This is a genomic window from Variovorax sp. Varisp85 (assembly GCF_047304045.1).
Lineage (GTDB): Bacteria > Pseudomonadota > Gammaproteobacteria > Burkholderiales > Burkholderiaceae_C > Variovorax.
This window is the reverse complement of sequence record NZ_JBGLYN010000092.1, coordinates 1-25,720: the sequence shown is the minus strand read 5'-3', so window position 1 is coordinate 25,720 and position 25,720 is coordinate 1. Positions and strand designations below refer to the sequence as shown.

The following is a 25,720-nucleotide window of genomic DNA, read 5'->3' as shown; positions in this document are numbered from 1 at the left end:
GGGGCCTGGGGCGCTCCGTCGGTCTCCGGCATTCAAACGGCCGCGGGCCCCCCACCCCAACCCTCCCCCAGCGGGGGAGGGCGCGAAGACAGGGCGGCGCTGCTGGAAGAACTGCACACGCTGCAGGCCAAGATCCACGCGGTGCAGGGCGAGTCGCCGCTCATCCTGCCCTCGGTCGACGAGCAGGCGGTGGCCTCGGTCGTCGCCGACTGGACCGGCATTCCCGTCGGCCGCATGGTCAAGAACGAAGTCGAAGCCGTGCTCAAGCTCGCCGACACGCTCAACCAGCGCGTGATCGGACAGAAGCACGGCCTGGAGATGATCGCGCGCCGCATCCAGACCTCGCGCGCGCGGCTGGACAACCCGCAGAAGCCCATCGGCGTGTTCATGCTGTGCGGCACCTCGGGCGTCGGCAAGACCGAGACCGCGCTCGCGCTGGCCGAGGCGCTCTACGGCGGCGAGCAGAACATCATCACCATCAACATGAGCGAGTTCCAGGAGGCGCACACCGTCTCCACGCTCAAGGGCGCGCCGCCGGGCTACGTGGGCTACGGCGAGGGCGGCATCCTGACCGAGGCGGTGCGCCGCCGTCCGTACAGCGTGGTGCTGCTCGACGAAGTGGAGAAGGCCCACCCCGACGTGCACGAGATCTTCTTCCAGGTGTTCGACAAGGGATGGATGGAAGACGGAGAGGGCCGCATGATCGATTTCAAGAACACGATCATCCTGCTGACCACCAACGCCGGCAGCGAGCTGGTCATGAGCATGTGCCGCGACCCCGAGCTGCTGCCCGATTCCAATGCGTTGGCCGATGCGCTCAAGGCGCCGCTGATGAAGGTGTTCCCGCCCGCGCTGCTGGGCCGCATCGTCACCATTCCCTATTACCCGCTGTCGCCCGAGATGATGAAGAAGATCGTGCGGCTGCAGCTGGGCCGTATCAAGAAGCGCGTGGAAACGAACCACGGCGTGCCCTTCGAGTACAGCGAGGCGGTGGTCGAGCAGGTGGTCGCGCGCTGCCAGGACCCGGAGTCGGGCGGGCGCGTGATCGACGCGATCCTGACGAACACCGTGCTGCCGACGATCTCGGTCGAGTACCTGCAACGGCTGGCGTCGGGTGGGGAGATCCGCCGGGTGGCACTCGACGTGAAGGATGCCGACTTCACTTATGCCTTCGACTGAAATGAAAGTCTGCTCTTCAGTTTGCGTTGTGCATTGGTCGGGGTGGGATCACGCCGACGGGGTACCTTGCTCCGCGAATGTCCCCCGGTCTGCGGCCTCCTCCTTTATTTCGCTGCGCAAGGCACCCCATCGGCGTGATCGTTCAGAGCACTTGTTGATCGAGCGAAACAACGGCAGCGCCCATCGTGCACGGGGTATCGGGTGCTCCCCGCAGCGAAATAAAGGAGGAGGGCGAAGCCCGGGGGACATTCGCGCAGGGGAGTACCCGGTGGCCTGTGCACGCACCCCGAACAAGCGCCCATAAGTTCCAAAGAGAAAAAAATGGCCGACAACGAGTTCCGCATAGAGACCGACTCCCCAGCCAAGGACGACCTGATGTTCTGGCGCATCGTCGGCCACGAAGCGCTCGCACGCCCGTCGTTCTACGAGCTCACGGTTCTCTCGAAGAACCGGGCCATCGATGCGAAGGACATCCTCGGGCGTGCCTTCGACGTGGTGATCGAATTCCTGGATTCGGATGGCGGCACGCACGAGCGGCATTGCCAGGGACATGCGGTGCGCTTCACGCGCGTGCAGGCGGCCGGCCGCTACTTCGAGTACCGCATCGCGCTGCGCTCGTGGTTCTGGCTGCTGACCAAGCGCAGCAACTCTCGCATCCTGCAGGACAAGAAGGTGCTCGAGGTGCTCGACGCCGTCTTCGAGGACAGCCCGATCAAGCGATTCAAGAAGACCAAGCCGGGCAAGGTGATCGGTGCCCACAAGCCTCGCCGCTATTGCGTGCAGCACCTCGAGAGCGACTATCGCTACCTGTCGCGCCTGCTCGAGGACGAGGGCATCTACTACTGGTTCGATGCGCACGACGCGCCCGGCACGATGCATCTGTCCGACGCCAGTGACATCGCGCACGACAAACTGCCCGTGGCCGACACGCTGAACCACATGGCCGGCAATGCGAGCGAGGCGCGCTTCAACGAGATTTCCCAATGGGTCAGCGCGCGCCAGTTCGACACCGGCAAGCATGCGAGCCGCGACAGCGACTTCAAGGCCATCAACAAGACGCTGGGTGCCAACGTCGACGCGGCCGACGATCACGAACTGGCGGATTTCGAGGCCTTCGATTTTCCGGGCGGCTACTTCAGCGGCGAGGATGCCGAGAGCAGCGCCAAGGTGCGCGCCGAGGAGCTGGGTGCACGGCGCGACCGGCACTGGGCGTTCACCGCATGGCCCGACGTGACCGCCGGCCGCAGCTTCGCCTACAAGGGCGACCCCGACGGCACGCGCGACGGCGACTATTTCATCGCGGCCTGCACCTTCGTCGCGAGCCATCCGGGCTACGAGGGCCTGCACATCGGCGACGCTCCCGAGCCCTTGGCGCTCACGTTACGCGAGGCACTGGACGACGACGCCGTCGGTGCCGACACGCGCGCCGTCCTCGAGGCGCTGATTGCGCGCATGCCCGACGTGCGCGGCGGCTGCGCCTTCCTGCTCACGGTGCTGCCCATGGACATGCCGTTCCGTCCACCGCGCCTCACGCCGCGCGTGGTCATGCCGGGGCCGCAGACCGCCATCGTGGTCGGTGCCAAGGGCAAGGAGCACGACGTGGACGAGTTCGGCCGCGTCAAGGTGCATTTCTTCTGGGACCGCTACGACGAGAGCGACGAGAAGTCCACCTGCTGGGTGCGGGTCTCGCAGCCCTGGGCCGGCAAGGGATGGGGCGGCTACTTCGCGCCGCGCATCGGCCAGGAAGTGATCGTCGACTTCATCAACGGCAACCCCGACCGGCCGATCATCGTGGGCCGCGTCTACAACGACGAGCAAGGCATTCCCTACAAGTCGGCCACGCAGAGCGGCTTCAGGACGCGCTCGACGCCGGGCGGCAGCCCCTCGAACTACAACGAGATCATGTTCGAGGACCAGAAGGGCTCCGAGCTGGTCAACATCCATGCCGAGCGCAACATGTCGACCTCGGTCGAGGTGGACGATTCCACCAGCGTCGGCCACGACCAGAGCCTCACGGTGGAAAACGACCGCCACGTCACGGTCAAGAAATTCGAGACGCACGTGGTGGGCAAGAATCAGGACGTGGAGATCCACGGCTACAACACCAGCAAGATCGGCAAGGACTATGCGCTGCTGGTGACCGGCAACCTGCTCACCCAGACCAAGGGTTTCCGTACCGACGTGTCGGTGCTCGGCGAACTCCGCACCGTCGGCGTCGGCCAGACCATCGGCGTGTCGGGCCCGGTAGTGCACGGCTCGGCCTCGCTGGCCGTCACCACGGGCGAAATGAGCGTCACCACTTCGGCGACCAAGCTCGGCGCATCAGGCGACATCAGCGTGACGGCGGGGGGCGCACGCAAGGACGTCGCAACCGGCTCGCACACCATCGCATCGAGCGCCGGCATCAAGCTGGTGGCGGGCGCCGACATCGACCTGATGGCCTACGCGAACATCAATGCGACCTCGATGGGCTCCAACACCACGGTGCTGGGCTCCAACTCGAGCGGCTACATCGGGTCGTCCAGCGAAGCCAACATGGGCATGGCGCGCAGCACCTTCATGGGGCTGCAAATGAGCAACTTCCTCGGCGTGAGCATCGACAACGCGCTGGCGATCCAGATGGAGAACTGCGCCGCGCTGCAGATGCACAACGTGGCCGCGCTGGACCTCACCAACACGCCGGCCGACATCGAGTGCACGGCCGTCAAGATCATCCAGCCTGGTGCCGGCGCGGGCGGGGCCGCCGGCGCGGCCGTGGTCGGTGCGCTGGGCGGATTGGTGGCGGGCGTGCTCGGCCTCGGCGATGCCGCGGCGACCATGAAGCAGTACGCCGATGCGGCGCAGGCGCTGCGCGATGCCGCCAAGGACATTCCCGAACTGCCGGGGCTGCAGACCAAGCTCAATGCCCTGGCCGACAGCGCGGACCGCCGGCAGCGGCAAGTCGGCACGGCCGTCGGGGCTGGCGTGGGTGCGGCGGTGGGATTCGTGGCGGGTGGGCCGCTCGGCGCCGCGGCGGGTGCCGCGGTTGGCTCGCAACTGGGAGGCAACTACCTGCCGGGTGCGGCGACCAAGGCCGCCGGGTTCGTGGACGACCACACCAAGGGCGTCGGCGAAGCCGCGGACAAGGCGTGGGATGCCGCCATGCCGGCTGCGGGCAAGTCTCCCGGTCCCCAGGGCGGCAGCGGTGGCTCCAATCCGGTGGGCAGCTGATGCGGGTCTGCAAGCCCATGTCGCTCGGCTTCTCGAGCCGCGCGATCGAATACCGCAAACGCTACGGCCTGTGCGTCACGCACTGCCTGTACCTGCCGTTCGAGCAAGGCGCCAGCGGACGGCTCTGGGGCGAACAGTCGATGTGGAACTTCGTGGGCCGCGAGATGGCGCTGCCGCTGCTCGACGAAGGCGTGGCGAAGCTCACGCCCGAGTTCCTGGTGCACGGCCATGCCTGGCCCGACCCGGCCGGCTCGTCGCCGGACTGCGCCGTGCGGGTCCGGCTCGCTGGAACGCAGAAGACCGTGCTCGCCTTCGGCGACCGGTGGTGGGACGGTGACGAGCCGCGCGCCGCACCGGCGGCAGTGCCCGGGAAGATCGACCTCGACTGGGCCAATGCCTATGGCGGCAGCGACTTCGCGCCGAACCCGTTGGGCAAGGGGCGCGCGGCTGGCGCAGGCGTGCGCTTCCTGCCGAACCTCGAACTGCCGGGCTCGCGCGTTCTGTCGCCACGGTCCGAGGTGGTGCCGGCCGGCTATGGACCGCTCGATGCGACGCATCCGCAGCGCATCGCGTACCGCGGAAGCTACGACGCGGACTACCTCAAGACGCATGCGCCGGGCTTTCCGCCGGACCTCGACTGGAAGCACTTCAACATGGCGCCGAAGGACCAGTGGCTCGGCGAAGCGCTGCGCGGGGACGAGCCCTACGCGCTCGACAACCTGCATCCGACGCAGCGCCACATCGAGGGCCGGTTGCCGGGCCTGCGCGTGCGCACCTTCGTCAACTACGCGCGGGGCGCGTCCGGCGACCACAAGTTGCGCGAGGTGCCGATGCGGCTCACCACCGTGTGGTTCTTCCCGCATGCGGAGCGTCTGGTGCTGGTGTTCCATGGGATGGCCGAATGCGCGGAGGACGATGGCGCCGACATCGTGCACCTGCTCGGCGCGGTCGAGCGGCTGGGTGCCCCCAAATCCGACGCGCACTACATCGACGTGCTGGCCCGGCGCAGCGATCCGAAGCACGGCGGCCTCGAGGCGCTGAACGACACGGACCTGCTGCCCGAAGGCATCGACACCCGCGACCCGGAGGCCGAGCAGGCCGAACAGGCCTTCGCGATGGAGGGACTGCAGGGCCAGGCGCAACGCCAGCGCGCAGAGGTCGACATCGCCCTTGCGCGCGAGGCCCTGCGCGCGCAGGGCAAGGACCCGGACGCGCTGGGCATGGTGCTGCCGCCGCCCGAGAAGAAACGCAGCATGGCCGAGCTCCCGGCCTACCTCAAGGCCAGGCAGCAGGAGGCCGAGGCCTCGCGCTGGGCCGCGATCGAGGAGATGGTCGGGCAGGTCCAGCGCGTGCTCGACATGGAAGAGGCGGGCCAGGTCGACATGGCGAAGCTCGCGCACCGCGGGCCGCCACGCTACAACGCCGAAGCCCATCTGGCCGAACTCGACGCGCAGCGCGCGGAGGGCCTGGCCTTCGACCAGCGCGTCGTCGCCCGGCAACTGGCCCAGCGCGAAGGCGCCGAGCGCCTGGGCTACCTGCAGGCGGCGCATCTCCAGCCGCCGGCCTATGTGCAGCAAGGCGAGGTGGCGGCCGGCGGGCGCTCCCTGATGCAATGGATGCTGGGCAAGGGGCTGCGCAGCTTTCCCGGCATCGACCTCACCGGTGCCGACCTGTCGGCGCTGGATCTGCGCGACGTCGACTTCACCGACGCCTGGCTCGAGAGCGCGAACCTGCAGGGTTCGAACGTGTCCGGTGCGAACTTCACGCGGGCCGTGCTCGCGCATGCCGGGCTGCAGGGCACGATCGCCATCGGTGCCACCTTCACCCATGCCAACCTGGGCCGTGCCCGGCTGGCGGGCGCGGTGTTCGACCAGGCCCAACTCCAGGGCGCCGTCCTGATGCACTGCCAACTCGCGCAGACCAGCCTGCGGCGCGCGGACATCGCTGGCGCGAATCTGCTCGAGACCACGTGGGGCCCGGCCGACTGGAGCGGTGTCGAAGCCGGCAACAACCTGTTCTACAAGCTCGACATGCGGGGGCTGCAGGCCGGCGAGGCGAACCTTGCGGGCGCCACGCTGGTCGAGTGCGACCTGAGCGAGACCGACCTGCGCGGTGCGCGGATGGCCGGCGCCAGCTTCGTCACCTGCCGGCTCGACCGCACACGGCTGGCCGGCGCCCAACTCGATGGCGCGGTCTTCACCAAGGACTGCTCGCTCACCGAAGCCGACCTGTCGCGGGCCAGCCTGCGCGGCGCCAACCTGGGCGAGGTCGAGATGCGCGGGTGCACGCTGGTCAGGGCGCAGTTGAACGGCGCGAACCTCGGTGCGGCGCGCCTTGCGGGTTGCGACGCGCGCCTGGCCGTTGCCGAAGGCACGCTGCTGCGCAAGGCGGTGCTGACCGGGGCTCGCCTCGCGGGCGTGAACTTCAAGGACGCCATGCTGCAGCATGCCGACCTGCGCAGCGCCGATCTGCGCAACGCCAACTTCTTCGGCGCCGACATCTCCCGCACGAAGCTGGACGGCGACGTGCGATTCGATGGCGCGCTGCTGGAGCGGGTGCGCACCTGGCCGCGGCTCACGCCCGAGCAGCAGGCGCGCCATGCAGCGGCCCACCCGATCTGAACGGGGCGACGGAGGACACCCAGTGAAAGCCGAACACCTCACGCTCGCCATCGGCATGGGAGAGCCCATCGACGGGCTCGACCTGCGCAAGGGCCGCTTCGCGAAAACCTTCATCGGCGGCGGCGTGTTCACGAAGGCGCAGCTCGACGAAGTCGACCTCCGTGAAGCCGATGGCCGCGAAAGCGTGTTCGACCGCTGCCACCTCACGGGCGCGATGTTCAACGGCGCCAATCTGCGTCGCGCGGTGTTCAACCAGTGTGAGCTGGCCCACGCGGATTTCCGCAACGCACACCTGCATGGCGCGACCTTCAGCGAATGCAGCCTGAGCCATGCCCAGTTCGCGCAGGCCTGGATGGGCATGGCGACGTTCTCGCGCTGCCGGCTCGACCATGCGAGCCTGTCGGAAGCCGCGCTCGAGTCTGCGGTGTTCACGGATTGTTCCCTGATCGACGTCAACGCCGACGGCAGCGAATGGAAACATACCTGCGTGCTGCAGTGCGACCTGTCGCAGCTCACCTGGGCGGGCGCGCGCATGACCCGCGCGACGTTCAGCAAGACCGCGCTGCGCCGGAAGTCCTTCGAGGGACTGGCGCTCGACGGCTGCCAGTTTTCCTTTGCCGATCTCAGCGAGGCGAATTTTTCGGGCGTCTCGCTGCGGCAATGCAACTTCCAGGGCGCGACCCTCGACCGGGCCGACTTCAGCCATGCGGTCGGCCCCAACGCGCTGTTCTGCGACGCGCAGGGCGAGCAGGCGAACTTCTCGCAGGCCCGGCTGCGCCAGGCGCTCTTCACGGGCGGCCGCTTTCCGGCGGCGCGCTTCGATGGCGCCGATCTCTACCAATGCCATTTCGCCCATGCGCAACTGGCGGGTGCCAGCCTGGCGGGCGCCGAACTCACCTACGCAGATTTCCGGCACGCAGACCTCGTCAACGCCGACCTGCGCCAGGCCACGATGCTGCGGACCTGCCTGCATGGCGCGAAGGCGGCCGGCGCCCAGATGACCGACCGCGCCCGCGCGCTCGAAACCGACCCCGAGCTGGACCGCGCCGAGCGCTGGACAGCCACCGCCTGATCTTCCGGAGACGACCATGACCACCATCACTCCCTCTGCCCGCCGCCGCGCATCCGCGCGCGACACCTCGCCGGCCACGCCGGCGCAAAGCTGCGTCGGCCTGATCACCGGCAGCGACGCGCAAGGCTTCAGCGTGGCCAGTGGCGGCTTGCGTGCGCGCGGCCGGCGCGCCGCGAGCTGCCTGCTCGAGCCGGCCGCCGGCGACACCGTCGCCTGCCTGCTGGTGGCGCCCGACGAGGTCTGGGTGCTGGCGGTGCTGCAGCGCGAAGAGGGCGTAGCCAACGTGCTGAGCTGCCATGGCGATACCCGGTTCGCGGTCGAGGGCGGCGCGCTGAGCCTGGCCGCGCCGACGCTGTCGCTGGAGGCGGCTGCGTTCTCGCTGAAGACGGACAAGGCCAGCGTCTGCGCCGAGGACGCCGAGCTCATGGGCCGGAACCTGCGCGTCATCGGTACCGCGATCAAGCTGGTGGGGGCGGTGCTGTCGACCGTGTTCGACCGGGTCACTCACTTCAGCCGCCATCACCTGCGCACGACAGAAGGTATCGACCGCGTGCAGGCCACGCACGTGGAATGCGAGGCGCAGCAGTTGCTGCGCCTGTCGGGCGAGCATGCGCTGGTGAACGGCGAGAAGCTCGTCAAGGCGCGCGGCGGCCAGATCCACTTCGGTTGAAGGAGCGCGCCATGTTCGCCAACTGCCAGATGATGGGGATGGACATGGGCTTCCCCGACGTCTGCATCACGCCGGCCGCGCCGTCGCCCATTCCCGTGCCCTATCCCAACATCGCGATGGGTCCGATGGCGATCCCGAACTGCCCGACCATCCTGATCATGGGCATGCCGGCGCACAACCTCGGCACCACCATCCCGATGACGAACGGCGACAACGCCGGCGTGTTGATGGGCGTGGCCTCGGGCACGGTGATGGGGCCGAGCCGGCACCTGACGGCGGCGTTCACCGTGCTCTTCTGCGGCATGCCGGCCACGCGGCTGACCAGCGTGTCGTTGCAGAACAGCACGAACTGCCCGGGTGTGCGCACGGTGCCGAGCCAGGCGCTGGTGCTGTTGCTGGCGCCATAGGCCACACGGCTGCTTCACGGCGAGGCCGCGAAGCGGCATCGTTCGCAAAGAAGCACGAAGAGGGAGTGCATGGCATGGCCGATCACAAGTTCAGCATCCAGGGCGATTCGCCCGTCGTCGACAAGCTCATGTTCTGGCGCATCGCGGGCCATGAGGTGCTCGCGCGCCCCTCGGCCTACGAACTCACCGTGCTGACCGACAGCGAAAGCATCGATGCCGCGGACATACTGGGCCGCTCCTTCGATGTCGTGATCGAGTTCGCCGATGCCGACGGCGACGCTCATAAGCGGCACTGCCAGGGGCATGCCGTGCGCTTCACGCGCGTGTCGCAGAGCGGGCGCTTTCTCGAGTACCGCATCAGCCTGCGCTCGTGGTTCTGGCTGCTGAGCAAGCGCGTCAACGCGCGCATCCTGCAGAACAAGCCGGTACTGGATGTGATCGACGCCGTGCTGGACGACGGCCCCATCGGCAGCCTCAAGAAGATCAAGGCCGGCGGCGTGGTCGGGCCCCATGAACCCCACGTCTACTGCGTGCAATACCGGGAGAGCGACTACCAGTTCCTTTCGCGCCTTCTGGAAGAAGAGGGCATCTACTACTGGTTCGACGCGCACGACGCGCCCGGCACCCTGCATCTGTCGGACGCCAGCACACTGGCGCACGAGAAACTGCCGGTTGCCGACACGCTGAACCATGTCGAGCGCGGCGCGTCGGAGGGGCGTTTCAACGAAATCACGCGCTGGGTCAGCTCGCGGCAGTTCGATTCGGGCAAATTCGCGTCGCGCGATCGCGACTTCAAGGTCATCAGCAAGCAGCTGGACGCGGACAAGGGCGACCCCGACACGCATGAGCTGTCCGACCTGGAAGTGTTCGAGTTCCCGGGTGGCTATCAGTCGGGCGACGACACCGACAACCTCGCGCAGCTGCGGCTCGACGAGCTGGTCGGCCGGCGGCAACGCCACTGGGCACTGACCGGCTGGCCCGACGTGACCGCCGGGCGCAGCTTCTCGTTCAAGGGCGACCCCGACGGAAAGCGCGACGGCGACTACCTGATCGCGGCCTGTACCTTCGTCGCGAGCCACCCCGGCTACGAGGGCGCGAACTTTCCCGAGGGCCAGCGGCCGATCGACAGCGTGCTGCACGAGGTGCTGGCCGACGACCCCGTCAACGCCGGGCTGGGCGAGCTGGTGAGCGACCTGATCGCCGAGACGCCGGCGCTGCGCACCGGCCAGCGCGCGAGCAGCAGCTTTCTGCTCACGCTCATTCCGTTGAACACGCCCTGGCGCCCGCCGCGCCTGACGCCGCGCGTGACCATGCCCGGACCCCAGAGCGCCATCGTCACGGGCCGCAGCGGCGAGCAGATCTGGACCGAGGAGCACGGCCGCGTGAAGGTGCAGTTCCACTGGGACCGCTACGGCAAGAACGACGAGAACAGCTCGTGCTGGGTGCGCGTGTCGCATCCCTGGGCCGGCAAGAGCTGGGGCGCGATCAGCATTCCGCGCATCGGCCAGGAAGTGATCGTCGACTTTCTCGACGGCGACCCCGACCAGCCCATCGTCATCGGGCGCTTCTACAACGGCGAGTCGATGGCGCCCTTCGGCCTGCCGGCAGGTGCCGTGGTGAGCGGCATCAAGTCGAATACACACAAGGGCAAGGGCTACAACGAGCTGTCGATGGACGACACCGCCGGCAAGGAGAAGGTGACCATCCACGGCCAGTACGACATGAACACCACGGTCGAGAACAACCAGACGACCACCGTGCACAACAGCCGCACCGACACCATCGACGTGGACGATTCGGAGAGCGTGGGCAACAACCAGGAGCAGCACGTGGGCGTCAATCAGACCGTGTCGATCGGCGCCAACCGCAGCGAGACCGTGGGCGGCACCGAGACCATCGTCATCACGGGCCACCGCACCGAAACGGTCAACGGCGGCGAGACCGTGACGGTCAACGGCGGGCGCAGCCACACAGTCAACGGCATACAGACCACCACCATCTCGGTGGCCGAGGCGCACACCGTGGGGGCGGGCCGCATGCACAGCGTGGGTGCGGGCGAAGCCATCAACGTGGGGGGCGTGCAGACCGTGAGCGTTGGCGGGGCGCAGATGGTGAGCGTGGGCGGCGTGCAGAAAGTGAACGTGGGCGCGCTGCAGTCGATCAGCGTGGGCGGCCCGCACAAGCTGTCGGCGGCGGTGATCGCCGAGACATCGAAGGGGCCGATCAAGATCAAGGCGGGCGCGATCTGCATGGTCGAGGCGCCCACCATCATGCTCAAGGCGGGCGGCAGCAAGATCGTCATGAATGCCAGCGGCATCACCATCAAGGGCGCCAAGATCACCATCAAGGCCGACGGCACTGCATCGTTCAAGGCCGGGGGCTCGATCAAGATCAAGGGCTCCAACCTGGGGGAGGACTGAGCCGTGGAAGACCACACCGATCTCCAGAGCGCGCGCAGCGTGCTGCACAGCGTGGCGGCCTGGTCGAAGCTGTCGGGCCAGGGCGTGGCCGTGGCCGCCTTCGCGGGCTTCGATGCCGAGGGGCGCTTCCTGGTCACGCTGGGCGACGGCATGGCGCCGGTGCAGGCGCTGTCGACCGTGGGGCTGGCACCCGGCGATGCGGGCGCAGCCATCGTCGTGGCCTTCGAGCAGGGCGAGGTGCGGCATCCTGTCATCGTCGGGCGCTTGCAGCCGCCACGCAGCGGAACACCGGCGCTCGATGCACGCGTGGACGGCGAACGCGTCGTGCTGCAGGCGCGCGAGCGCATCGAGCTGCGCTGCGGGGAGGCCAGCATCGTGCTCACGCGCGCGGGCAAGGTGCTGATCAACGGCAACTACGTGCTCTCTCGCTCGCGCGGCGCCAACCGCGTCAAGGGCGCGTACGTCGGTATCAACTGAAGAGGCGTGCCATGTGGCAGCTCGACAACCGCACGCCCTACGCCGCCGAACGCACCTGGGTGCGCGACCGCGACGGGGCGGAGATCTGGCTCGTGGCTGTGAAGTGCAGCTTCGACATTTCGCCCGATGGCGAGACGAGCATCGCGCCCCAACAGCCGCCCGTCGCGCAGGCACCCGTCTTCATCGACGAGTCCGCGCCCCAGCCGAGCCTGCTCTACGAGATGGACCTGGTGCGCACCAAGCTGACGACCGACGTGCTGCTGATCGGCCATGCGCACGCGCCCGTCGGCGTGCCGGTGACGCAGCTCGACGTGGGCATGCGCGTCGGCCCTGTTGCCAAGCGGCTGCGTGTGACGGGCGACCGCGTGTGGCTGGGCGGTTCGCCGTCGGAGCCCGAACCCTTCAGCACGATGCCGCTGGTGTGGGAGCGCGCATACGGCGGTGTCGATCCATGGACGCGCGATGCGCCGAATCCGCAGTTCGACGTGCGCAACCCCGTGGGCACCGGCTTTGCGCTCGAGGCCGCGCATGCGGAGGGCATGCGGCTGCCGAACATCGAGTACCCGGATCAATGCGTGCGGACGTGGAGCGACCGGCCGGAGCCCGCGGGGTTTGGGCCGCTGTGCAACCACTGGCAGCCGCGGGCGGGGTTCGCGGGGACGTATGACGAAGCGTGGCAGCAAGATCGGTTGCCGCTGCTGCCGGTGGACTTAGATGATCGGCATTACCAGAGTGCGCCTGTGGACCAGCAGGCGCCACGGTTTCTGCGGGGTGGCGAGCCGGTAGTGCTGATTCATTTGTCGCCGCATGCGGCGCAGCTGAGCTTCGAACTGCCGCGGGTGGTGCTGGGACTGGAAACTTTCTTTTCGAATGGCGCGCGCCAGCGGCACGAGCCGCCGCGCCTGCACACGGTGATTGTTGAGCCCGATGCGGCGCGTGTGTCGCTGGTATGGCATAGCGCGTTGCCCTGTCACCCCAAGGTCCACAAGCTGGAGAAGACGCGCGTTTACGAAAAGCAGCTAGTTCGCCTGGGCGAGACACCTTCAGAGGATTTCGCATGAGCGGCGACGGATTGCGCATCGTAGGCTTGGGCGGTTGCACGCCGGTGGGGCGCGATGTTTTCGCGAGCGCTGCCGCTGTACGCGCAGGAGTCTGCGGTTTCGGCGAGCATCCGTTCGTGATCGATACCGCCGGTGAACCGATGCGCGTGGCCCGCGCAGCCTGGATCGATGCATCGGCTGACGTTGCAGACCGTTGTGCCGCGCTGCTGCTGCCGGCTATCGACGGTGCGCTGCGAGTGCTATCCACGGCCGACGACGTATCGGTGCGATGCGGTCTCGCGCTGGCGCTGCCGCCCACGCGTCCGGGCCGGCCCCACGACCTGGCCGGTTCTTTGTTGGCGTGGGTGTCGCGCCGATATCCCGGGCGCTTCGGTACCGCGCGGGCCTTTGAAGCGGGCCACGCTGGCGGACATCTCGCGCTCGAGGCGGCCGTGCAAGACTGCTTTGCTGGTGCCGTCGACGTGTGCCTCGTCTGCGGCGTCGATTCCACCCTGGCACCAGAGACGCTCGAATGGATTGAGGCATGCGGGCAACTCCACGGCGGAGGTGCCGACAACAATGCATGGGGCTTCGTGCCTGGCGAGGCGGCTGGCGCGCTGCTGCTGGCTTCGCGGGACTTCGCGCGAGCGCGGCAGCTCGACGCCTGGGGTGAAGTGGTGGGGATTGGCGTCGCCCAGGAAGCCCATCTCATCGGGACCGGTGAGGTGTGCGTGGGCGATGGCCTGAGCGAGGCCTTCGAACGGGCGCTCGGGCGATTGCCCCCGGAGGAATGCGTACACAACGTTTTCTGCGACCTCAACGGCGAACCCTATCGTGCCGACGAGTACGGCTTCACGGTGCTGCGAAAGGGTGATCGCTTCCGAGCGGCCAGCGATTTCGTCGCCCCGGCCGACTGCTGGGGTGATATCGGCGCAGCAGGCGTTCCGTTGCACATTGCCATCGCCGCGATCTGCCATCGCAAGCGCTACGGCAAGGGGCGATGGTCGATGGTGTGGGCCAGTTCCGCGTCGGGCGAGCGGGGTGCCGCATTGATCTGCGCGATGGACTTCGGCGAGGAATGAATCATGCCGGTCTCCATCAGGGTCAACGGCACGAGCCTGTCGCTAGTTCACAAGTTCAGCACAGGTGTCAGCATCGCGACCATTCCCGATGTCTGCAAGACCCCGAGCCCAGGCGGGCCGGTGCCGGTACCCTACCCCAACATCGCGAACTCGATCACGCTAAGCAACGGCACCTCCACCGTCAAAGGCGACAAGGCGATGGCCGCCAACAAGGGCTCGAAATTCGCGCTCTCGAACGGCGACAACGCGGGCGTGGCCGGTGGCGTGAAGTCCAGCACCTTCATGAAGGAGGCGACATGGATTCTCTATTCCTTCGACGTGAAGATGGATGGCAAGAACGCTACCCGCCTTACGGACAAGATGTTCCACAACGCGGAGAACGCCGCCAACCTAGGCGGTGTGCTGCAGAACCCAGTGATCGTCGCAGCATTGGGGCAGGAACTCGGGGATCAAATCTGCACTGCCATCTGCGATACGCGTGACGAAGCGGACGAGGGCACGATCCCGTCGAAGAAATACCCAACCCTCCAGTCCCGCGTGGCGAGCAAGCTCAGCAGCGGATTTCCACTCTACAAGCCGAAGAAGCTCGACCTGTTCGTCGAGATGACCTGGAAGATCGCCAAGCGGGTCGGCGGCACTTTCGTCGGCATCATGTCGGAAGGGCGGGCGTTGTCGAATGGCTTGCCGGCACCGGGTTCGTTGTTTCGCGGGCTGGCGGCTGGACGCGGTGCGCCGGGCACTACTTTTCGGCCTGATTTCACGGTCTTGAAGGATGCGGCCAAGCCGGCGAATTTCGACAACGTCAAGAGTTTCGTCGAAGTCAAGTTCAAGGGCGACACGCCCACGGCCAATCAACAACTGGCCAAGGAGCGGCTGGGGGCGAAGAATGCGGGCAAATACCAGCAGATCGAAGAATCGGACTGCGCTTGCGATTGAATGCGGTCCACCTATGCAAGGAAGCAAAGAATGAACGACACGATCCTTGGCGACGGCGCCAGCACGGCCATGCATTTTCGACCGTGTCTTGAAATCCTGGTGTTCTGCACCGTCCCTCGCGCCGCGTTGGCGCCTCAGTTCATAGAGTTTCACCGTGCCTTCTGCGAACATCACGGTCAGGCACTCGGCTGGTACAAGACCAACGTAATGAAGACTGCGAAGCGTCTCGTCGGTCCCGCCAATGATCAGGTGGCACAGATGTTGGGTGACAGGAAGGCGCTCGCGAGCTACCTGCTCGGGGTGGAGCAGCACTCCGGTGTGAGCGCGGCCGACTATGCGTTGCCGTCGTTTCAGTTTTTTTCCGAGGAAGACCTGAGCGACCCTGACGACCGCGTGGTGCGGCACATGCTGCGCATATGCCTCCCGCTCGACGAAGCCAATGTGCCCGATCGAACAGTCGAACGAGTGCTGGGCCTGCTGGCACTGGTTGATTTCGACTCCGGTTATGGCGGATTCTCCTACTACTGGAACACCGGTGATGGCGAGGCAGAGCGCGAGCTCGAACGCGCCAACCGGGGATGGCTTACGCGTTATCCGGGGCTCGCCTACGGCAAGCCACTCGGTCTTTTCAGCTTTGCCGACCTGGGCATTCTCGGAGTGAGCTGGTTGACCTTTCTCGGCAAGGCCCGCGCTGCGGAAATGGGGGGCATCAACGCGCTGGCCTCGGCATTGCCGCCTCCGATCAATGTGCAGGCCATTGCAAACGATCGCGGCTTGCTGATCCGCGCCAGCACGCAACCTGAGCTGGGTGATGTCAATCGGGGGCACGCGTTGCCGGCGTATCACGCGGTCGGCAAGGTGCTCGCGCCGCTGCGCGTGCCGGATGACTGGATCGATAACCTGCTCGTCACTGGCATGACGCCCGAAGAATCACAAGCGTGGTACGCGCGATTCTTCGGCGAAGAGGATTGAGCCGCATGCTGACCTTCTCCGTGGCTACCCGCGCCGATGCTGCCGTCGTCGTGCTCGACTTCGTGCGCGTCGTCGCGCGCGACTTCGCCCGCGCGATGCAGTTGGGCTTCTTCGGCCCCGGTGTCGCGGCGGTGCCGGTAGTTGTGCAGCTGGCGTCGCCCACGCTGGTGCTGGTGCACATGCATACCGATGCAATTCATCCGGCGGTGCTGCGAATTTTGCGCGGCATGTGCGAATGGGGGCGGCTTGCGCGCGATCTGCCGTTGCGGTGGCTCGGCCCGGCCGGGCAACAGGCCGGGGCAACGGCGATCGGTGAAGCTGCCTCGGCTCTCGCAGCCAAACCGCAGCAAGCGTTCATGCTGCAACGCCCCGACTTCGTGGGTTTCGGCGAACAACTGGTGGTCGTGCTTAACCTGGATGCGCCACCCGATGAGCAGCAATCAGACCTGCTCGATGCAGGCTTCGAATGCTGGATCGCGCTTATGCAAGGCGGCCTGCCGCCGGAACCGTACCTGCCGGGTGAATCCACCGTTGGCGCCACGCAGACGATGCGGATCGGCAGTACCACCTGCCAATGGTTTCTCGAAGGCGTGATAGCTCATGAGGCCTGCCTCGACCTGCTTACCCACTTCCTCGTGGCGCATGCCGACGCATTGCGGATTCGCGACGTGGAGATCGAAGTATGAGCGGCGCCGCGCCTGTGATCGAATCCATCCTCGCCGAGCACGCCGACGAAGCCTCCTTTCTCTGGCTCCAGCGCACCAGCGCAGTCCACGCCCCCAACTACTCGCCCCAGCAATTCGCCGACCTCGACGAACGCCTCGCCGCCCACATCGACGGCCTGCGCGTCGCCGGCGAAGAAGGCTGGCAACATGCATTGGCCCTCACCGACAATGAAGGCCCCGAAGATTTCTTCGTCGCAGCCGTGCTCGCCATAGAAGCGGTCGACAGCCGTTTCGACGATCTGGTCGAGCGTGCAAGAGAAGACCTGCCCGAGGTCGTGCCCGGCCTGATCTCCGCGCTCGGCTGGGTCGAGCCGAAGCATCTGGGCGGCCGCGTCAAGGCCTTGCTCGACGATGCCTCGCCTTTGCGGCAGAAGCTCGGCGTGGCGGCCTGCGCGCTGCATCGGCGCGACCCGGGCGCGCTGCTCGGCGAACTGCTCGCGAGTGCGCCCGACAGCGTGCGCATCCGCGCGCTGCGCGCAGCCGGCGAACTGGGCCGTGCCGACCTGTTGCCGCAGGCACAGTCGCTGCTGGGCGAGGCCAAGCCCGAACTGCGCTTCTGGGCCGCGTGGGCGGCGGTACTGCTCGGCGACCGGGCGCAGGCGCTCGATGCGCTCGCCGCCTTCGCGCTGAAGAGCGGGCCGCGCCAGCCGCGCGCATTCCAGCTCGCGCTGCAGGCGATGGAGATCGCCCCCGGCCATGCGCTGCTGCTCGACAGCGCCACGCTGCCCGGGGCGCAGCGCCTGCGCATCATCGGCTCGGGCTTCATCGGCGACGCGCGCTACGTGCCCTGGCTTATCGAGCAGATGACGCAGCCGGCCACGGCGCGCATCGCGGCCGAGGCCTTCGTCACCATCACGGGCGTGGACTTCAACCTCGCGCAGATGGAGGTCCCGCCGCCCGACGGCTTCGAGGACGGCCCGACCGAGGACCCCGACGACGACAACGTGGAACTGCCCGAGGACATCGCGTTGCCGTGGCCCGACGTCGACAAGATTCGCGCGTGGTGGCAGAAGAACGGCGTGCGCTTTACCCCCGGGACGCGGCTCTTCATGGGGCAGCCGCTCTTGCCCGACAGCTGCACGGGCGTGCTGCGCCAGGGTTTCCAGCGCCAACGCGTGGCGGCCGCGCTGCACCTCGCGCTGCTCGACGCGCGCGCGCCGCTGTTCGCGACCAGCGCGCCGGCGTGGCGGCAGCAGCGCAGGCTCGGCGACGGCATACCTCTTTAGGCGAGATTGCCAAGGTGCCGGCCGGAATGAATACTTCCCTCGAGTTGTTTCGCTCGCGACGGGCGACAGGGGCCGATTCATGATCCATATCGCTGTCATCACCCGGCAAGGCGCTCCGGCGGGGCAGTCCATCGCCGCGGACTTCGGACCCAATGGCGGCACCATCGGCCGCGCCGACACCAACACGCTCGTGCTCGTCGACCCCGACCGCACGGTTTCGCGGGTGCACGCCCAGGTGCTGTGCCGCGACGGGCAGTACTTTCTCATCGACCGCGGCAGCAACCCGATGCAGTGCAACGGCGTGTCGCTGGGCTCGGGCAAGGAGGTCGCGCTGGCCGATGGCGCGCGGCTGGTGGTCGGCAGCTTCGAGCTCGCGGTGCGCGTGACGGCCGACGCCGCGCCGCCGTCGCTGGCCATCCCGAACACGGTGCTGGGCGGTCCTTCCGCCGCCGCGCCGGCAGCAACTGCGGCACCGTCGAGCGACGACCCCTTCGCCGACCTGCTGGCGGGCCTCGCGCCGCCGGCCGCGCCGGCTGCATCTGCGCCGGCGTCCGCTCCCGCTGCAGCACTGCCCGATTCGCTGCTGTTCCCCGACCCGATGGAAAGCGGCTCGCGCAACGCGCAGGCCGCGCAGATCGATCCCTTCGCAAACCTGCTCGGACCCACGCCGTCGTCCGCGCCCGCGGCCGGCCTTGGCGCGCTCGACGATTTCTCCGACCTCGGCGCACCCCCGCACGGCAAGGCCGCGGGCATCGACGAGCTGTTCGGCGGCATGGGCGGCGGTGGCGGCATCGGAGGCGATCCGCTCGCGCTGTCGCCGCTGGCCGATCCGCTGCTGCAGCCGAACACCGCGTCCAATGCCGACCCGCTGGCGGCCCTGCAGCAAGCGGCGCCCCCCACGCCCACGCCGCGCTCCGACCATCTTCCGATCGACCAGTTCGGCTTCATGCCGCCGAAGGCGATCACGACGCCTTCGTCGCCATCGCCGCAGCCCCAACCGATGGCGCAGTTCGACGACGTCACGGGCCAGCCGATCCGCATCAGCGGCCCCGAGGGCTCCGCCAGGCCGTTCGAGCCGCCCGCGCCCGTGGCCCCTGCCGCATCGCCGCGGCCGGCCCCGCGCCCCGCAGCGCCCGCGCGCACCGCCACCGACGACGAACTGCTCGCCGCCTTCCTGCGCGGCCTCGCCAGCACGCACCAGCCGCCCGAGATGCTCACACCCGGCCTGATGGAGCGCATCGGCGCGATGCTGCGCAGTGCCACCGAGGGCACGCTGCAGCTGCTGCTCACGCGCCAGGAGTTCAAGCGCGAGGTGCGCGCCGAGGTCACGATGATCGCGTCTCAGGCCAACAATCCGCTGAAGTTCTCGCCCACGGTCGAAGTGGCGCTGGCCCATCTGCTGGGCCCTGGCGTGCGCGGCTTCATGCCGCCCGAGGCCGCGATGCGCGATGCCTACAACGACCTGCGCGCACACCAGTTCGGCGTGATGGTGGGCATGCGCGCGGCGCTGGCCCATGTCATCGCGCGCTTCGAGCCGGCGGAGCTGGAGAAGAAGATCAGCGCGAAGTCGGCGCTCGACGCGCTCTTCAGCGCCAACCGCAAGGCCAAGCTCTGGGACCAGTTCGTGTCGCTCTACGGTGGCATCGCGAGCGAGGCGGAAGATGACTTCCACAGCCTCTTCGGCAAGGCCTTCCTCGAAGCCTACGAAGAGCAGATGGCGCGCCTCAAGTCCGAAGCCTGACGACAACTACCACCGCATCACCAGCGAGGCACCCGCTTGGAAATCGAAATCGTCACGCTCTCCCGCCAGGGCGGCCGCACCTACAACGAAGACGTCCACGGCCACTGGCACGACGAGCGCTATGTCGCCTGCCTGGTGGCCGACGGCGCAGGCGGCCATGGCGGGGGCGACGTGGCCGCGGCCACCGCGCGCAGCAGCGTGCTGGGCGGCTTCTCGGCCGCGCCGGGGCTCGACGAGCCCACGCTGCGCCGGCTGGTGGAGCAGGCCAACGTCGACGTGGTGGCGCGGCAGGCCGAGGGCGGCAAGCTCGCGGGCATGCGCTCGACCATCGTGTTCGCGGCCATCGACCTCGAGGACCACGCGCTGGCTTGGGTGCACAGCGGCGACAGCCGGGCCTACCTGTTCCGCGGCGGTGCCATCGTGGCGCGTACCACCGACCACAGCCTGGTGCAGCAGATGGTGGCCGGCGGCATGCTCGACGAGGAGGGCGCGCGGCTGCATCCGCAGCGCAACATGCTGCTGTCGGCGCTGGGCTCGATCGAGGAGGCACCCGACATCGCCGTGTCCGACCGCATGCGCCTGCTGCCAGGCGACGTGCTGCTGCTGTGCAGCGACGGCGTGTGGGAGCCGCTGGGCGACGAGCGCCTGATCGACACGCTGCATGCCTCGCGCACGCCCAGCCAGTGGACCGAGCTGATCGACGCGCAGGTGAAGGCCAACGCCAAGCCGGGCCACGACAACTACACGGCGCTCACGCTGTGGGTGATCGAGGATGAGAGCGACGATGCGACGCGGCTGCTGCCAGAGAGCATTGCGTCGGCCGACTGACTCTTGAATTGCTTCGAACAAAAGACAAGGGCCTGAAGCGCCGTCCATCGGACGATCGCTCCAGGCCCTTGGTTGCTGCCGAGGGCGGGGCGGAGACTCAGATGCCGCCCGTGACCGGAACCCTCGCGGGTGCGCCGTAGGCGTACTTGCTGGCCGTCTTCTTGACCCGCTTCAATGCGCTGCGCAGCAACAGCGGCATGTCTTCCCGGTTGGGCAGGTTGGTGTAGTTGTCGATCCCCTGCTCCTTGCAGAAATTGGCGCAGCCGTTGTTGAGCAGGTCGAGCGCGTAGCGCGACTGGCTGATCGTGCTGGATGTGCCGGGGTCCCGGAACGGGTCGAAGATGCCGTCCGCCAGGACCTTGCGCCCGGTCGCAACCATCTGCTGCTGGAAGTGCGTGATGTGCTTCTGCGTGACCGGTCCGTAGTAGCCGTCCACGGCGATCACTTCGGTCTGGCCGGGCGGCGGGTCGAAGTCGTGGTTGAAGCCCATCAGCTCGTAGTAGAAGATCTTGAACAGCGCCTGTACCAGCATCACGTCTTCACGCGTGTTGGAGCCGATCCGGCCGACCGACCAGTCGATGTTGTAGGTGGTGAGCAGCGCGCCGCTGTCGCCAATGGTGGGGGTGCTGAATGCCATCGCATTGCTCCGGTGGAGGACACGCAAAGGAAGCGGACCGGGCGCGGCAGCCGCGCCTGATTCCGCACTCGACGAATCCGCCGTCCGTCAGCGCGTTTCGGTGGTCGGCACGTTCCAGCCGAACTTCACTTCGCCGCCCGCTGCACCCTTGTCGTCCTGCGCCTTGTAGGCGAACTCGATGTCCTTGAACGAGCACGACACCTGTTCCTGCACGTCGCCGCCCTGCGCGCCGCCGGGGGCCACGCTGGAGATGAAGACTTCCTTCAGCGTGACCTTGAGGTACTCCTGTTGGCCTTCGCCCGACTTGCGGCAGGTCATGATCATGTCCTTGAAGTGCTTGCCGCCCACGCAGTTCTTGGCCAGCACCGGGGAGGCCTTGTCGTAGGCGTGCACGAAGTGGAAGTCGCCAGGTGTGGCCTTGCCCTTGCCGGAGCCGCCGCCCGAGCCCGCGCCCGAGGCGTTGCTCACGTTCCACGACCACGACGAGATCTCGATCTCGTCCTTGTGGTCCTTGTGGGAAGACTCGCCCTTGACGCCGTCGAGCTTGATGTGAAAGTCAGATGACATGTTCCTACTCCTTGGAACCCGATTTGCGTTCGGGCGGTTGATGACTGGGTTGAAGACGAAGGCTGCCGGCGGTTTGAAGACACGACCGATACGCGGCAGCTACAGAGAGAACGAAACGGAATCGGGAATTTCAAGAAAACCCGCGGGACTTTTCAGGTGCCGCCCTTGGCCGAAGGCAGCTTCGACACCAGGCGCAGCGAGACCGTGAGGCCCTCGAGCTGGTAGTGCGGGCGCAGGAAGAACTTGGACGTGTAGTAGCCCGGGTTGCCTTCCACTTCCTCGACGATCACCTCGGCGGCGGCCAGCGGCTTCTGGGCCTTGGTGGTTTCCGACGAGTTGGCGGGGTCGCCGTCCACGTAGTTCATGATCCATTTGTTGAGCCAGCGCTGCATGTCCTCGCGCTCCTTGAAGCTGCCCACCTTGTCGCGCACGATGCACTTGAGGTAGTGCGCGAAGCGGTTGCAGGCAAAGAGGTAGGGCAGGCGCGCCGCGAGGTTGGCGTTGGCCGTGGCGTCGGGGTCGTCGTACTCGGCCGGCTTGTTCAGCGACTGGGCGCCGATGAAGGCCGCGAAGTCGGAGTTCTTGCGATGGATCATCGACAGCAGCCCGGCCTTCGACAATTCGGCCTCGCGCCGGTCGCTGATGGCGATCTCGGTCGGGCACTTCTGGTCCACGCCGCCGTCGTCGCTCGGAAACGTGTGCAGCGGCAGGTTCTCCACCGCGCCGCCCGACTCGATGCCGCGAATGCGCGAGCCCCAGCCGTAGAGCTTGTACGAGCGGTTGATGTTGGTCGCCATCGCGTAGGCGGCATTGGCCCAGGCGTACTTGCTGTGGTCGGCGCCGGCGGTGTCTTCCTCGAAGTCGAACTCTTCCACCGGGTTGGTGTTGGCGCCGTAGGGCGTGCGCGCCAGAAAGCGCGGCATGCACATGCCGAGGTACTTGGAGTCGTCCGATTCGCGCAGGCTGCGCCAGCCGGCGTACTCAGGGGTGGAGAAGATCTTGGTCAGGTCGCGCGGATTCGCGAGTTCCTGCCACGACTCCATCTGCATCAGGTTGGGACTGGCGCCGGTGATGAAGGGAGCATGCGCCGAGGCCGCGATCTTGGCCATCTCGCCGAGCAGCTCCACGTCCGGCGGGCTCTGGTCGAAGTGATAGTCGCCCACCAGCGCGCCGAAGGGCTCGCCGCCGAACTGGCCGTACTCCTGCTCGTAGATCTTCTTGAACATCGGGCTCTGGTCCCAGGCCGCGCCCTTGAACTTCTTGAGGTTCTTGGCCAGCTCCTGCTTGGAGATGTCCATCACGCGGATCTTGAGGTTCTCGTCGGTCTCGGTGTTGTTCACCATGTAGTGCAGGCCGCGCCATGCACTCTCGAGCTTCTGGTAGTCGGGGTGATGGATGATCTTGTTCACCTGGTCGGTGAGCTTGGCGTCGATCGCGGCGATCATGGCCTGGATCGACCGGGTCACGTCCTTGCCGATGACGGTGCTGTTGGCCAGCGCCTGCTGCGCCAGCGTGAGCACCGCGGCTTCGACGGCGCTCTTGGCTTCGTCGCTGCGCGGCTTGAATTCCTTCTGCAGCAGCGAAGAAAAGTCGCTGCCTGCATACGCGACATCTTTCAGCGCGCTCTGTTCGAGTGCTTCGGCCATGGTGGTTTACTCCTCGTGTGCTCGGATGGGTGTCAGGTGGCGGACGCGCTGCCGTCTTCGGGTTTCTTGCTCGCGGCCAGCGTCTGCAGCAGCGCCGGGTCTTCGAGCACCTTGGCCAGCAGGTCCTCGGCGCCGCCCTTGCCGTCCATGTAGGTGACGAGGTTCGACAGCTGGGTGCGCGCCTCGAGCAGTTTGTTGAGCGCACCGACCTTGCGCGCCACGGCGGCGGGCGAAAAATCTTCCATGTTCTCGAAGGTGAGTTCCACCTTGAGGTCGCCTTCGCCGGTGAGCGAGTTCTCCACCGCGAACGCCGCGCGCGGTTTCATGGCCTTCATGCGCGAGTCGAAGTTGTCGACATCAATCTCGAGGAACTTTCGGTCGACCACCGGCGCGAGCGGGTCGGCCGGCTTGCCCGACAGGTCGGCCAGCACGCCCATCACGAAGGGCAGCTGCACCTTCTTCTCGGCTCCGTAGAGCTCCACGTCGTACTCGATCTGGACCCGGGGCGCCCGGTTGCGGGCGATGAATTTCTGACTGCTCTTGGCCATGGAGATGCTCCTTGCGGGTGTGAATGAGTGCGGGTGTCGGGAAGGGCGGGCTTATTCGGACGGGCGGCGGCCCGTGACCGTTTCGATGGTGTCCATCGCGTTCGGCGCGAGGTTGGCCATGATCTCGAGAAAGCTCACGCCGATGAGCTTCTTGGCACGCTCGATCAGCAGCGGCGCAGGGTTGCCGGGCTCGGCCTGCTCGAGGTAGCGGATCACGCGGTCGAGCATCTGCAGCGCGTCCTGCCGGTTCTGGATCTCGCCGCGCATCGCGGTGGGACGGGCGGTGGTGCCGGCCGCCTGCGATTCGTCGGCTTCGGCATCCGCACTCGCTGGCGCTGCGTCAGGCGCGCCAGCGGCGGCGCCGCACGCTTTCTTCAGCACCAGGGCAACGGTGCGAAGCGGGGTCAGGTCGATGGCGTCGGCGCGGCCGGTGCGATCGACCAGCAAGGCCCGCAGTTTCTCGAGGAGGGCGGGCACGTCCATCGCGGTTCGCAACGGCTCGGGCTGGGACGCGTGGATGGCCTCGAGGCCGCCTTTGACCTGCGAGGCCGAGTAGGTGGCTTCGCCGCTCACGGCGCCCAGTGCGTTGTGGGCGACGGCGATGTCGCGCACGCGTATCGGCCCCACGCCGGGTGCCACGCCCACCTGTGCGTCGTACAGCTCTCGCAGCATCGTCTGACTCTCGTCGCAGAAGGGCGCGAGCGCGTTCAGGCGCATCGTCGGGTCGTTGCCGTCGTCGGCATCCAGCTTTGGGTGTATGCCTTCCCAGAAGGTGTCGAGCAGACCCGTCAGCAGTTGCAGTCCGGCAACGAAGCCGGGCACGCCTTGCAGGTGCGTCGATGCGCGCAGCAGCAGCACTGCGGCCCGCACGTCCTTGCTGCGGCGCAGGATGCTTCCGGCCTGTTCGCCCACTTCGCGCCACTCGGGTTCGACCGCGGGGATCACGGTGTCGCCGAACTGCTGCTCGGGCTTGCCTTGCGCGGCCGCCACCAGCGCCATGAAGTCCGCGTCGTACTCGAGATCGTCGCCGCATGGCGAGGCCTCGCCGATGGGCGCGAGCAGTGTGGCTGCAAGTTCGTTGGTCAGCATGTTGCCTGTTGGAGTTCGCTGGTGATAATCAAAGATGCGTCTTGACCGGTCAATGCAACGAAGGGAATAGCATGCGCACGCTGGGTACACACCATTCGTCCTATGAAGGCTTCCTTGCCGCTGCAACGCGGCGCCGCATTGCGGTCCTTGGCCTTGCTGCAGCGGGTCTTTTGATCTCGGGCTGCGCAAGCAAGCCGGTCGTCACCACGGTGGCCGTTACGCTCACGGCGGGTGCCGACGCCAACCCCGATGCGCGCGGCCGCGCCTCGCCGCTCACCGTGCGCGTGTATGCATTGAAGTCGCCGGGCCCCTTCGAGGGCGCCGACTTCTTCTCGCTGTTCGAGAAGGACCAGGCCACGCTCGGCGCGGAGCTGGTGCAGCGCGAAGAGGTGCTGCTGCGGCCCGGCGAGACGAAGAAGCTCGACTTCAACCTGCCGCCCGATGCGAAGTCCATCGGCGTGATGGCGGCGTTCCGCGATCTCGACCGCGCGCGCTGGCGCGAAGTGCGGCCCGTCACTACCGGCAAGGCGCAGGCGCTTGACGTGAACTTCAGCGCCCGCGCGATCCGCGTCGACGCGAAGTGAGCGCCGCGCCGCATGCCGGCGAGCCGCCAGAAGCGGGGGGGGG

22 protein-coding genes are annotated in these 25,720 nt (G+C 67.3%); 17 read left to right on the top strand and 5 right to left on the bottom strand.

The genetic code is table 11. The annotated features are described in order from the left end of the window. The 16 genes from ACCC97_RS26385 to ACCC97_RS26310 form a co-directional block, all read left to right on the top strand. On the top strand, window positions 1-1,179 hold a 1,179-nt coding region (locus ACCC97_RS26385; protein ID WP_413335929.1), incomplete at its 5' end, for an AAA family ATPase. Window positions 1,180-1,500: 321 nt separating this feature from the next. After that, complete coding sequence (locus ACCC97_RS26380; protein ID WP_007830891.1) at window positions 1,501-4,389, top strand: type VI secretion system Vgr family protein; 2,889 nt, start codon at window positions 1,501-1,503, stop codon at window positions 4,387-4,389. A gap of 17 nt (window positions 4,390-4,406) precedes the next feature. Beyond that, window positions 4,407-7,010, top strand: coding sequence for a DUF2169 domain-containing protein (locus tag ACCC97_RS26375; protein ID WP_413335927.1), 2,604 nt, complete (start codon window positions 4,407-4,409; stop codon window positions 7,008-7,010). Between the two features lie 22 nt (window positions 7,011-7,032). Further along, window positions 7,033-8,082, top strand: a complete 1,050-nt coding sequence (locus ACCC97_RS26370) for a pentapeptide repeat-containing protein (RefSeq protein WP_007830899.1) — start codon at window positions 7,033-7,035, stop codon at window positions 8,080-8,082. A 16-nt stretch (window positions 8,083-8,098) separates the two neighbouring features. After that, window positions 8,099-8,752 carry a DUF3540 domain-containing protein gene (locus tag ACCC97_RS26365; RefSeq protein ID WP_007830900.1) on the top strand — a complete coding sequence of 218 codons (654 nt, stop codon included), beginning with the start codon at window positions 8,099-8,101 and terminating at the stop codon, window positions 8,750-8,752. A gap of 11 nt (window positions 8,753-8,763) precedes the next feature. Next, window positions 8,764-9,159, top strand: coding sequence for a DUF4150 domain-containing protein (locus tag ACCC97_RS26360; protein ID WP_007830901.1), 396 nt, complete (start codon window positions 8,764-8,766; stop codon window positions 9,157-9,159). Between the two features lie 74 nt (window positions 9,160-9,233). After that, the gene (locus tag ACCC97_RS26355) at window positions 9,234-11,579 is read left to right on the top strand and encodes a type VI secretion system Vgr family protein (RefSeq protein WP_413335923.1); all 2,346 of its coding nucleotides are present in this window, start codon (window positions 9,234-9,236) and stop codon (window positions 11,577-11,579) included. A gap of 3 nt (window positions 11,580-11,582) precedes the next feature. Further along, the gene (locus ACCC97_RS26350; protein ID WP_413335921.1) at window positions 11,583-12,056 is read left to right on the top strand and encodes a DUF6484 domain-containing protein; all 474 of its coding nucleotides are present in this window, start codon (window positions 11,583-11,585) and stop codon (window positions 12,054-12,056) included. A gap of 11 nt (window positions 12,057-12,067) precedes the next feature. Then, window positions 12,068-13,117 (top strand): DUF2169 domain-containing protein, encoded by a 1,050-nt coding sequence (locus tag ACCC97_RS26345; protein ID WP_413335918.1) that lies wholly within the window; start codon window positions 12,068-12,070, stop codon window positions 13,115-13,117. Further along, window positions 13,114-14,178, top strand: coding sequence for a beta-ketoacyl synthase N-terminal-like domain-containing protein (locus tag ACCC97_RS26340; RefSeq protein WP_413335915.1), 1,065 nt, complete (start codon window positions 13,114-13,116; stop codon window positions 14,176-14,178). The genes ACCC97_RS26345 and ACCC97_RS26340 overlap by 4 nt, the downstream gene beginning before the upstream one ends. A 3-nt stretch (window positions 14,179-14,181) precedes the next feature. Continuing rightward, complete coding sequence (locus tag ACCC97_RS26335) at window positions 14,182-15,114, top strand: PAAR-like domain-containing protein (protein WP_007830908.1); 933 nt, start codon at window positions 14,182-14,184, stop codon at window positions 15,112-15,114. Window positions 15,115-15,144: 30 nt separating this feature from the next. Further along, window positions 15,145-16,086 carry a type VI immunity family protein gene (locus ACCC97_RS26330; RefSeq protein WP_413335912.1) on the top strand — a complete coding sequence of 314 codons (942 nt, stop codon included), beginning with the start codon at window positions 15,145-15,147 and terminating at the stop codon, window positions 16,084-16,086. A 5-nt stretch (window positions 16,087-16,091) separates the two neighbouring features. Beyond that, a complete protein-coding gene (locus ACCC97_RS26325; RefSeq protein WP_007830916.1) occupies window positions 16,092-16,772 on the top strand; it encodes a hypothetical protein in 681 nt (226 codons plus the stop codon). Next, a complete protein-coding gene (locus tag ACCC97_RS26320) occupies window positions 16,769-18,037 on the top strand; it encodes a TIGR02270 family protein (RefSeq protein WP_413335910.1) in 1,269 nt (422 codons plus the stop codon). Before ACCC97_RS26325 ends, ACCC97_RS26320 begins: the two co-directional genes overlap by 4 nt. A 79-nt stretch (window positions 18,038-18,116) precedes the next feature. Further along, on the top strand, window positions 18,117-19,778 hold the full coding sequence (gene tagH / locus ACCC97_RS26315; RefSeq protein WP_413335907.1) for a type VI secretion system-associated FHA domain protein TagH: 1,662 nt from the start codon (window positions 18,117-18,119) through the stop codon (window positions 19,776-19,778). Window positions 19,779-19,814: 36 nt separating this feature from the next. Further along, the gene (locus tag ACCC97_RS26310; protein ID WP_007830922.1) at window positions 19,815-20,606 is read left to right on the top strand and encodes a PP2C family protein-serine/threonine phosphatase; all 792 of its coding nucleotides are present in this window, start codon (window positions 19,815-19,817) and stop codon (window positions 20,604-20,606) included. A gap of 97 nt (window positions 20,607-20,703) precedes the next feature. Here the strand turns inward: ACCC97_RS26310 and ACCC97_RS26305 are convergent, their stop codons facing one another. From ACCC97_RS26305 to tssA, 5 genes are all read right to left on the bottom strand, one after another. Beyond that, the gene (locus tag ACCC97_RS26305; RefSeq protein ID WP_007830924.1) at window positions 20,704-21,243 is read right to left on the bottom strand and encodes a peptidoglycan-binding domain-containing protein; all 540 of its coding nucleotides are present in this window, start codon (window positions 21,241-21,243) and stop codon (window positions 20,704-20,706) included. Window positions 21,244-21,330: 87 nt separating this feature from the next. Beyond that, on the bottom strand, window positions 21,331-21,810 hold the full coding sequence (locus ACCC97_RS26300) for an Hcp family type VI secretion system effector (RefSeq protein WP_007830926.1): 480 nt from the start codon (window positions 21,808-21,810) through the stop codon (window positions 21,331-21,333). 152 nt (window positions 21,811-21,962) lie between these two features. Beyond that, window positions 21,963-23,456, bottom strand: coding sequence for a type VI secretion system contractile sheath large subunit (gene tssC, locus ACCC97_RS26295; RefSeq protein ID WP_007830928.1), 1,494 nt, complete (start codon window positions 23,454-23,456; stop codon window positions 21,963-21,965). Window positions 23,457-23,488: 32 nt separating this feature from the next. After that, the gene (tssB, locus tag ACCC97_RS26290) at window positions 23,489-24,004 is read right to left on the bottom strand and encodes a type VI secretion system contractile sheath small subunit (RefSeq protein ID WP_007830930.1); all 516 of its coding nucleotides are present in this window, start codon (window positions 24,002-24,004) and stop codon (window positions 23,489-23,491) included. Between the two features lie 51 nt (window positions 24,005-24,055). Beyond that, window positions 24,056-25,093 (bottom strand): type VI secretion system protein TssA, encoded by a 1,038-nt coding sequence (tssA, locus tag ACCC97_RS26285; protein WP_413335903.1) that lies wholly within the window; start codon window positions 25,091-25,093, stop codon window positions 24,056-24,058. A 71-nt stretch (window positions 25,094-25,164) separates the two neighbouring features. Between tssA and tssJ the strand changes: the two genes are divergently transcribed. Continuing rightward, window positions 25,165-25,677, top strand: coding sequence for a type VI secretion system lipoprotein TssJ (gene tssJ / locus ACCC97_RS26280; RefSeq protein WP_007830934.1), 513 nt, complete (start codon window positions 25,165-25,167; stop codon window positions 25,675-25,677). Window positions 25,678-25,720 lie beyond the last annotated feature (43 nt).

What these genes read in the sequence shown, in the direction of transcription:
- tssJ (WP_007830934.1), top strand. Translation starts at nt 25,165, where the DNA reads ATGCGCACGCTGGGTACACACCATTCGTCCTATGAAGGCTTCCTTGCC.
- ACCC97_RS26355 (WP_413335923.1), top strand. Translation starts at nt 9,234, where the DNA reads ATGGCCGATCACAAGTTCAGCATCCAGGGCGATTCGCCCGTCGTCGAC.
- ACCC97_RS26345 (WP_413335918.1), top strand. Translation starts at nt 12,068, where the DNA reads ATGTGGCAGCTCGACAACCGCACGCCCTACGCCGCCGAACGCACCTGG.
- ACCC97_RS26305 (WP_007830924.1), bottom strand. Translation starts at nt 21,243, where the DNA reads ATGGCATTCAGCACCCCCACCATTGGCGACAGCGGCGCGCTGCTCACC.
- ACCC97_RS26380 (WP_007830891.1), top strand. Translation starts at nt 1,501, where the DNA reads ATGGCCGACAACGAGTTCCGCATAGAGACCGACTCCCCAGCCAAGGAC.
- tagH (WP_413335907.1), top strand. Translation starts at nt 18,117, where the DNA reads ATGATCCATATCGCTGTCATCACCCGGCAAGGCGCTCCGGCGGGGCAG.
- ACCC97_RS26325 (WP_007830916.1), top strand. Translation starts at nt 16,092, where the DNA reads ATGCTGACCTTCTCCGTGGCTACCCGCGCCGATGCTGCCGTCGTCGTG.
- ACCC97_RS26375 (WP_413335927.1), top strand. Translation starts at nt 4,407, where the DNA reads ATGTCGCTCGGCTTCTCGAGCCGCGCGATCGAATACCGCAAACGCTAC.
- ACCC97_RS26335 (WP_007830908.1), top strand. Translation starts at nt 14,182, where the DNA reads ATGCCGGTCTCCATCAGGGTCAACGGCACGAGCCTGTCGCTAGTTCAC.
- ACCC97_RS26365 (WP_007830900.1), top strand. Translation starts at nt 8,099, where the DNA reads ATGACCACCATCACTCCCTCTGCCCGCCGCCGCGCATCCGCGCGCGAC.
- ACCC97_RS26300 (WP_007830926.1), bottom strand. Translation starts at nt 21,810, where the DNA reads ATGTCATCTGACTTTCACATCAAGCTCGACGGCGTCAAGGGCGAGTCT.
- tssA (WP_413335903.1), bottom strand. Translation starts at nt 25,093, where the DNA reads ATGCTGACCAACGAACTTGCAGCCACACTGCTCGCGCCCATCGGCGAG.
- ACCC97_RS26320 (WP_413335910.1), top strand. Translation starts at nt 16,769, where the DNA reads ATGAGCGGCGCCGCGCCTGTGATCGAATCCATCCTCGCCGAGCACGCC.
- ACCC97_RS26360 (WP_007830901.1), top strand. Translation starts at nt 8,764, where the DNA reads ATGTTCGCCAACTGCCAGATGATGGGGATGGACATGGGCTTCCCCGAC.
- ACCC97_RS26340 (WP_413335915.1), top strand. Translation starts at nt 13,114, where the DNA reads ATGAGCGGCGACGGATTGCGCATCGTAGGCTTGGGCGGTTGCACGCCG.
- tssC (WP_007830928.1), bottom strand. Translation starts at nt 23,456, where the DNA reads ATGGCCGAAGCACTCGAACAGAGCGCGCTGAAAGATGTCGCGTATGCA.
- tssB (WP_007830930.1), bottom strand. Translation starts at nt 24,004, where the DNA reads ATGGCCAAGAGCAGTCAGAAATTCATCGCCCGCAACCGGGCGCCCCGG.
- ACCC97_RS26330 (WP_413335912.1), top strand. Translation starts at nt 15,145, where the DNA reads ATGAACGACACGATCCTTGGCGACGGCGCCAGCACGGCCATGCATTTT.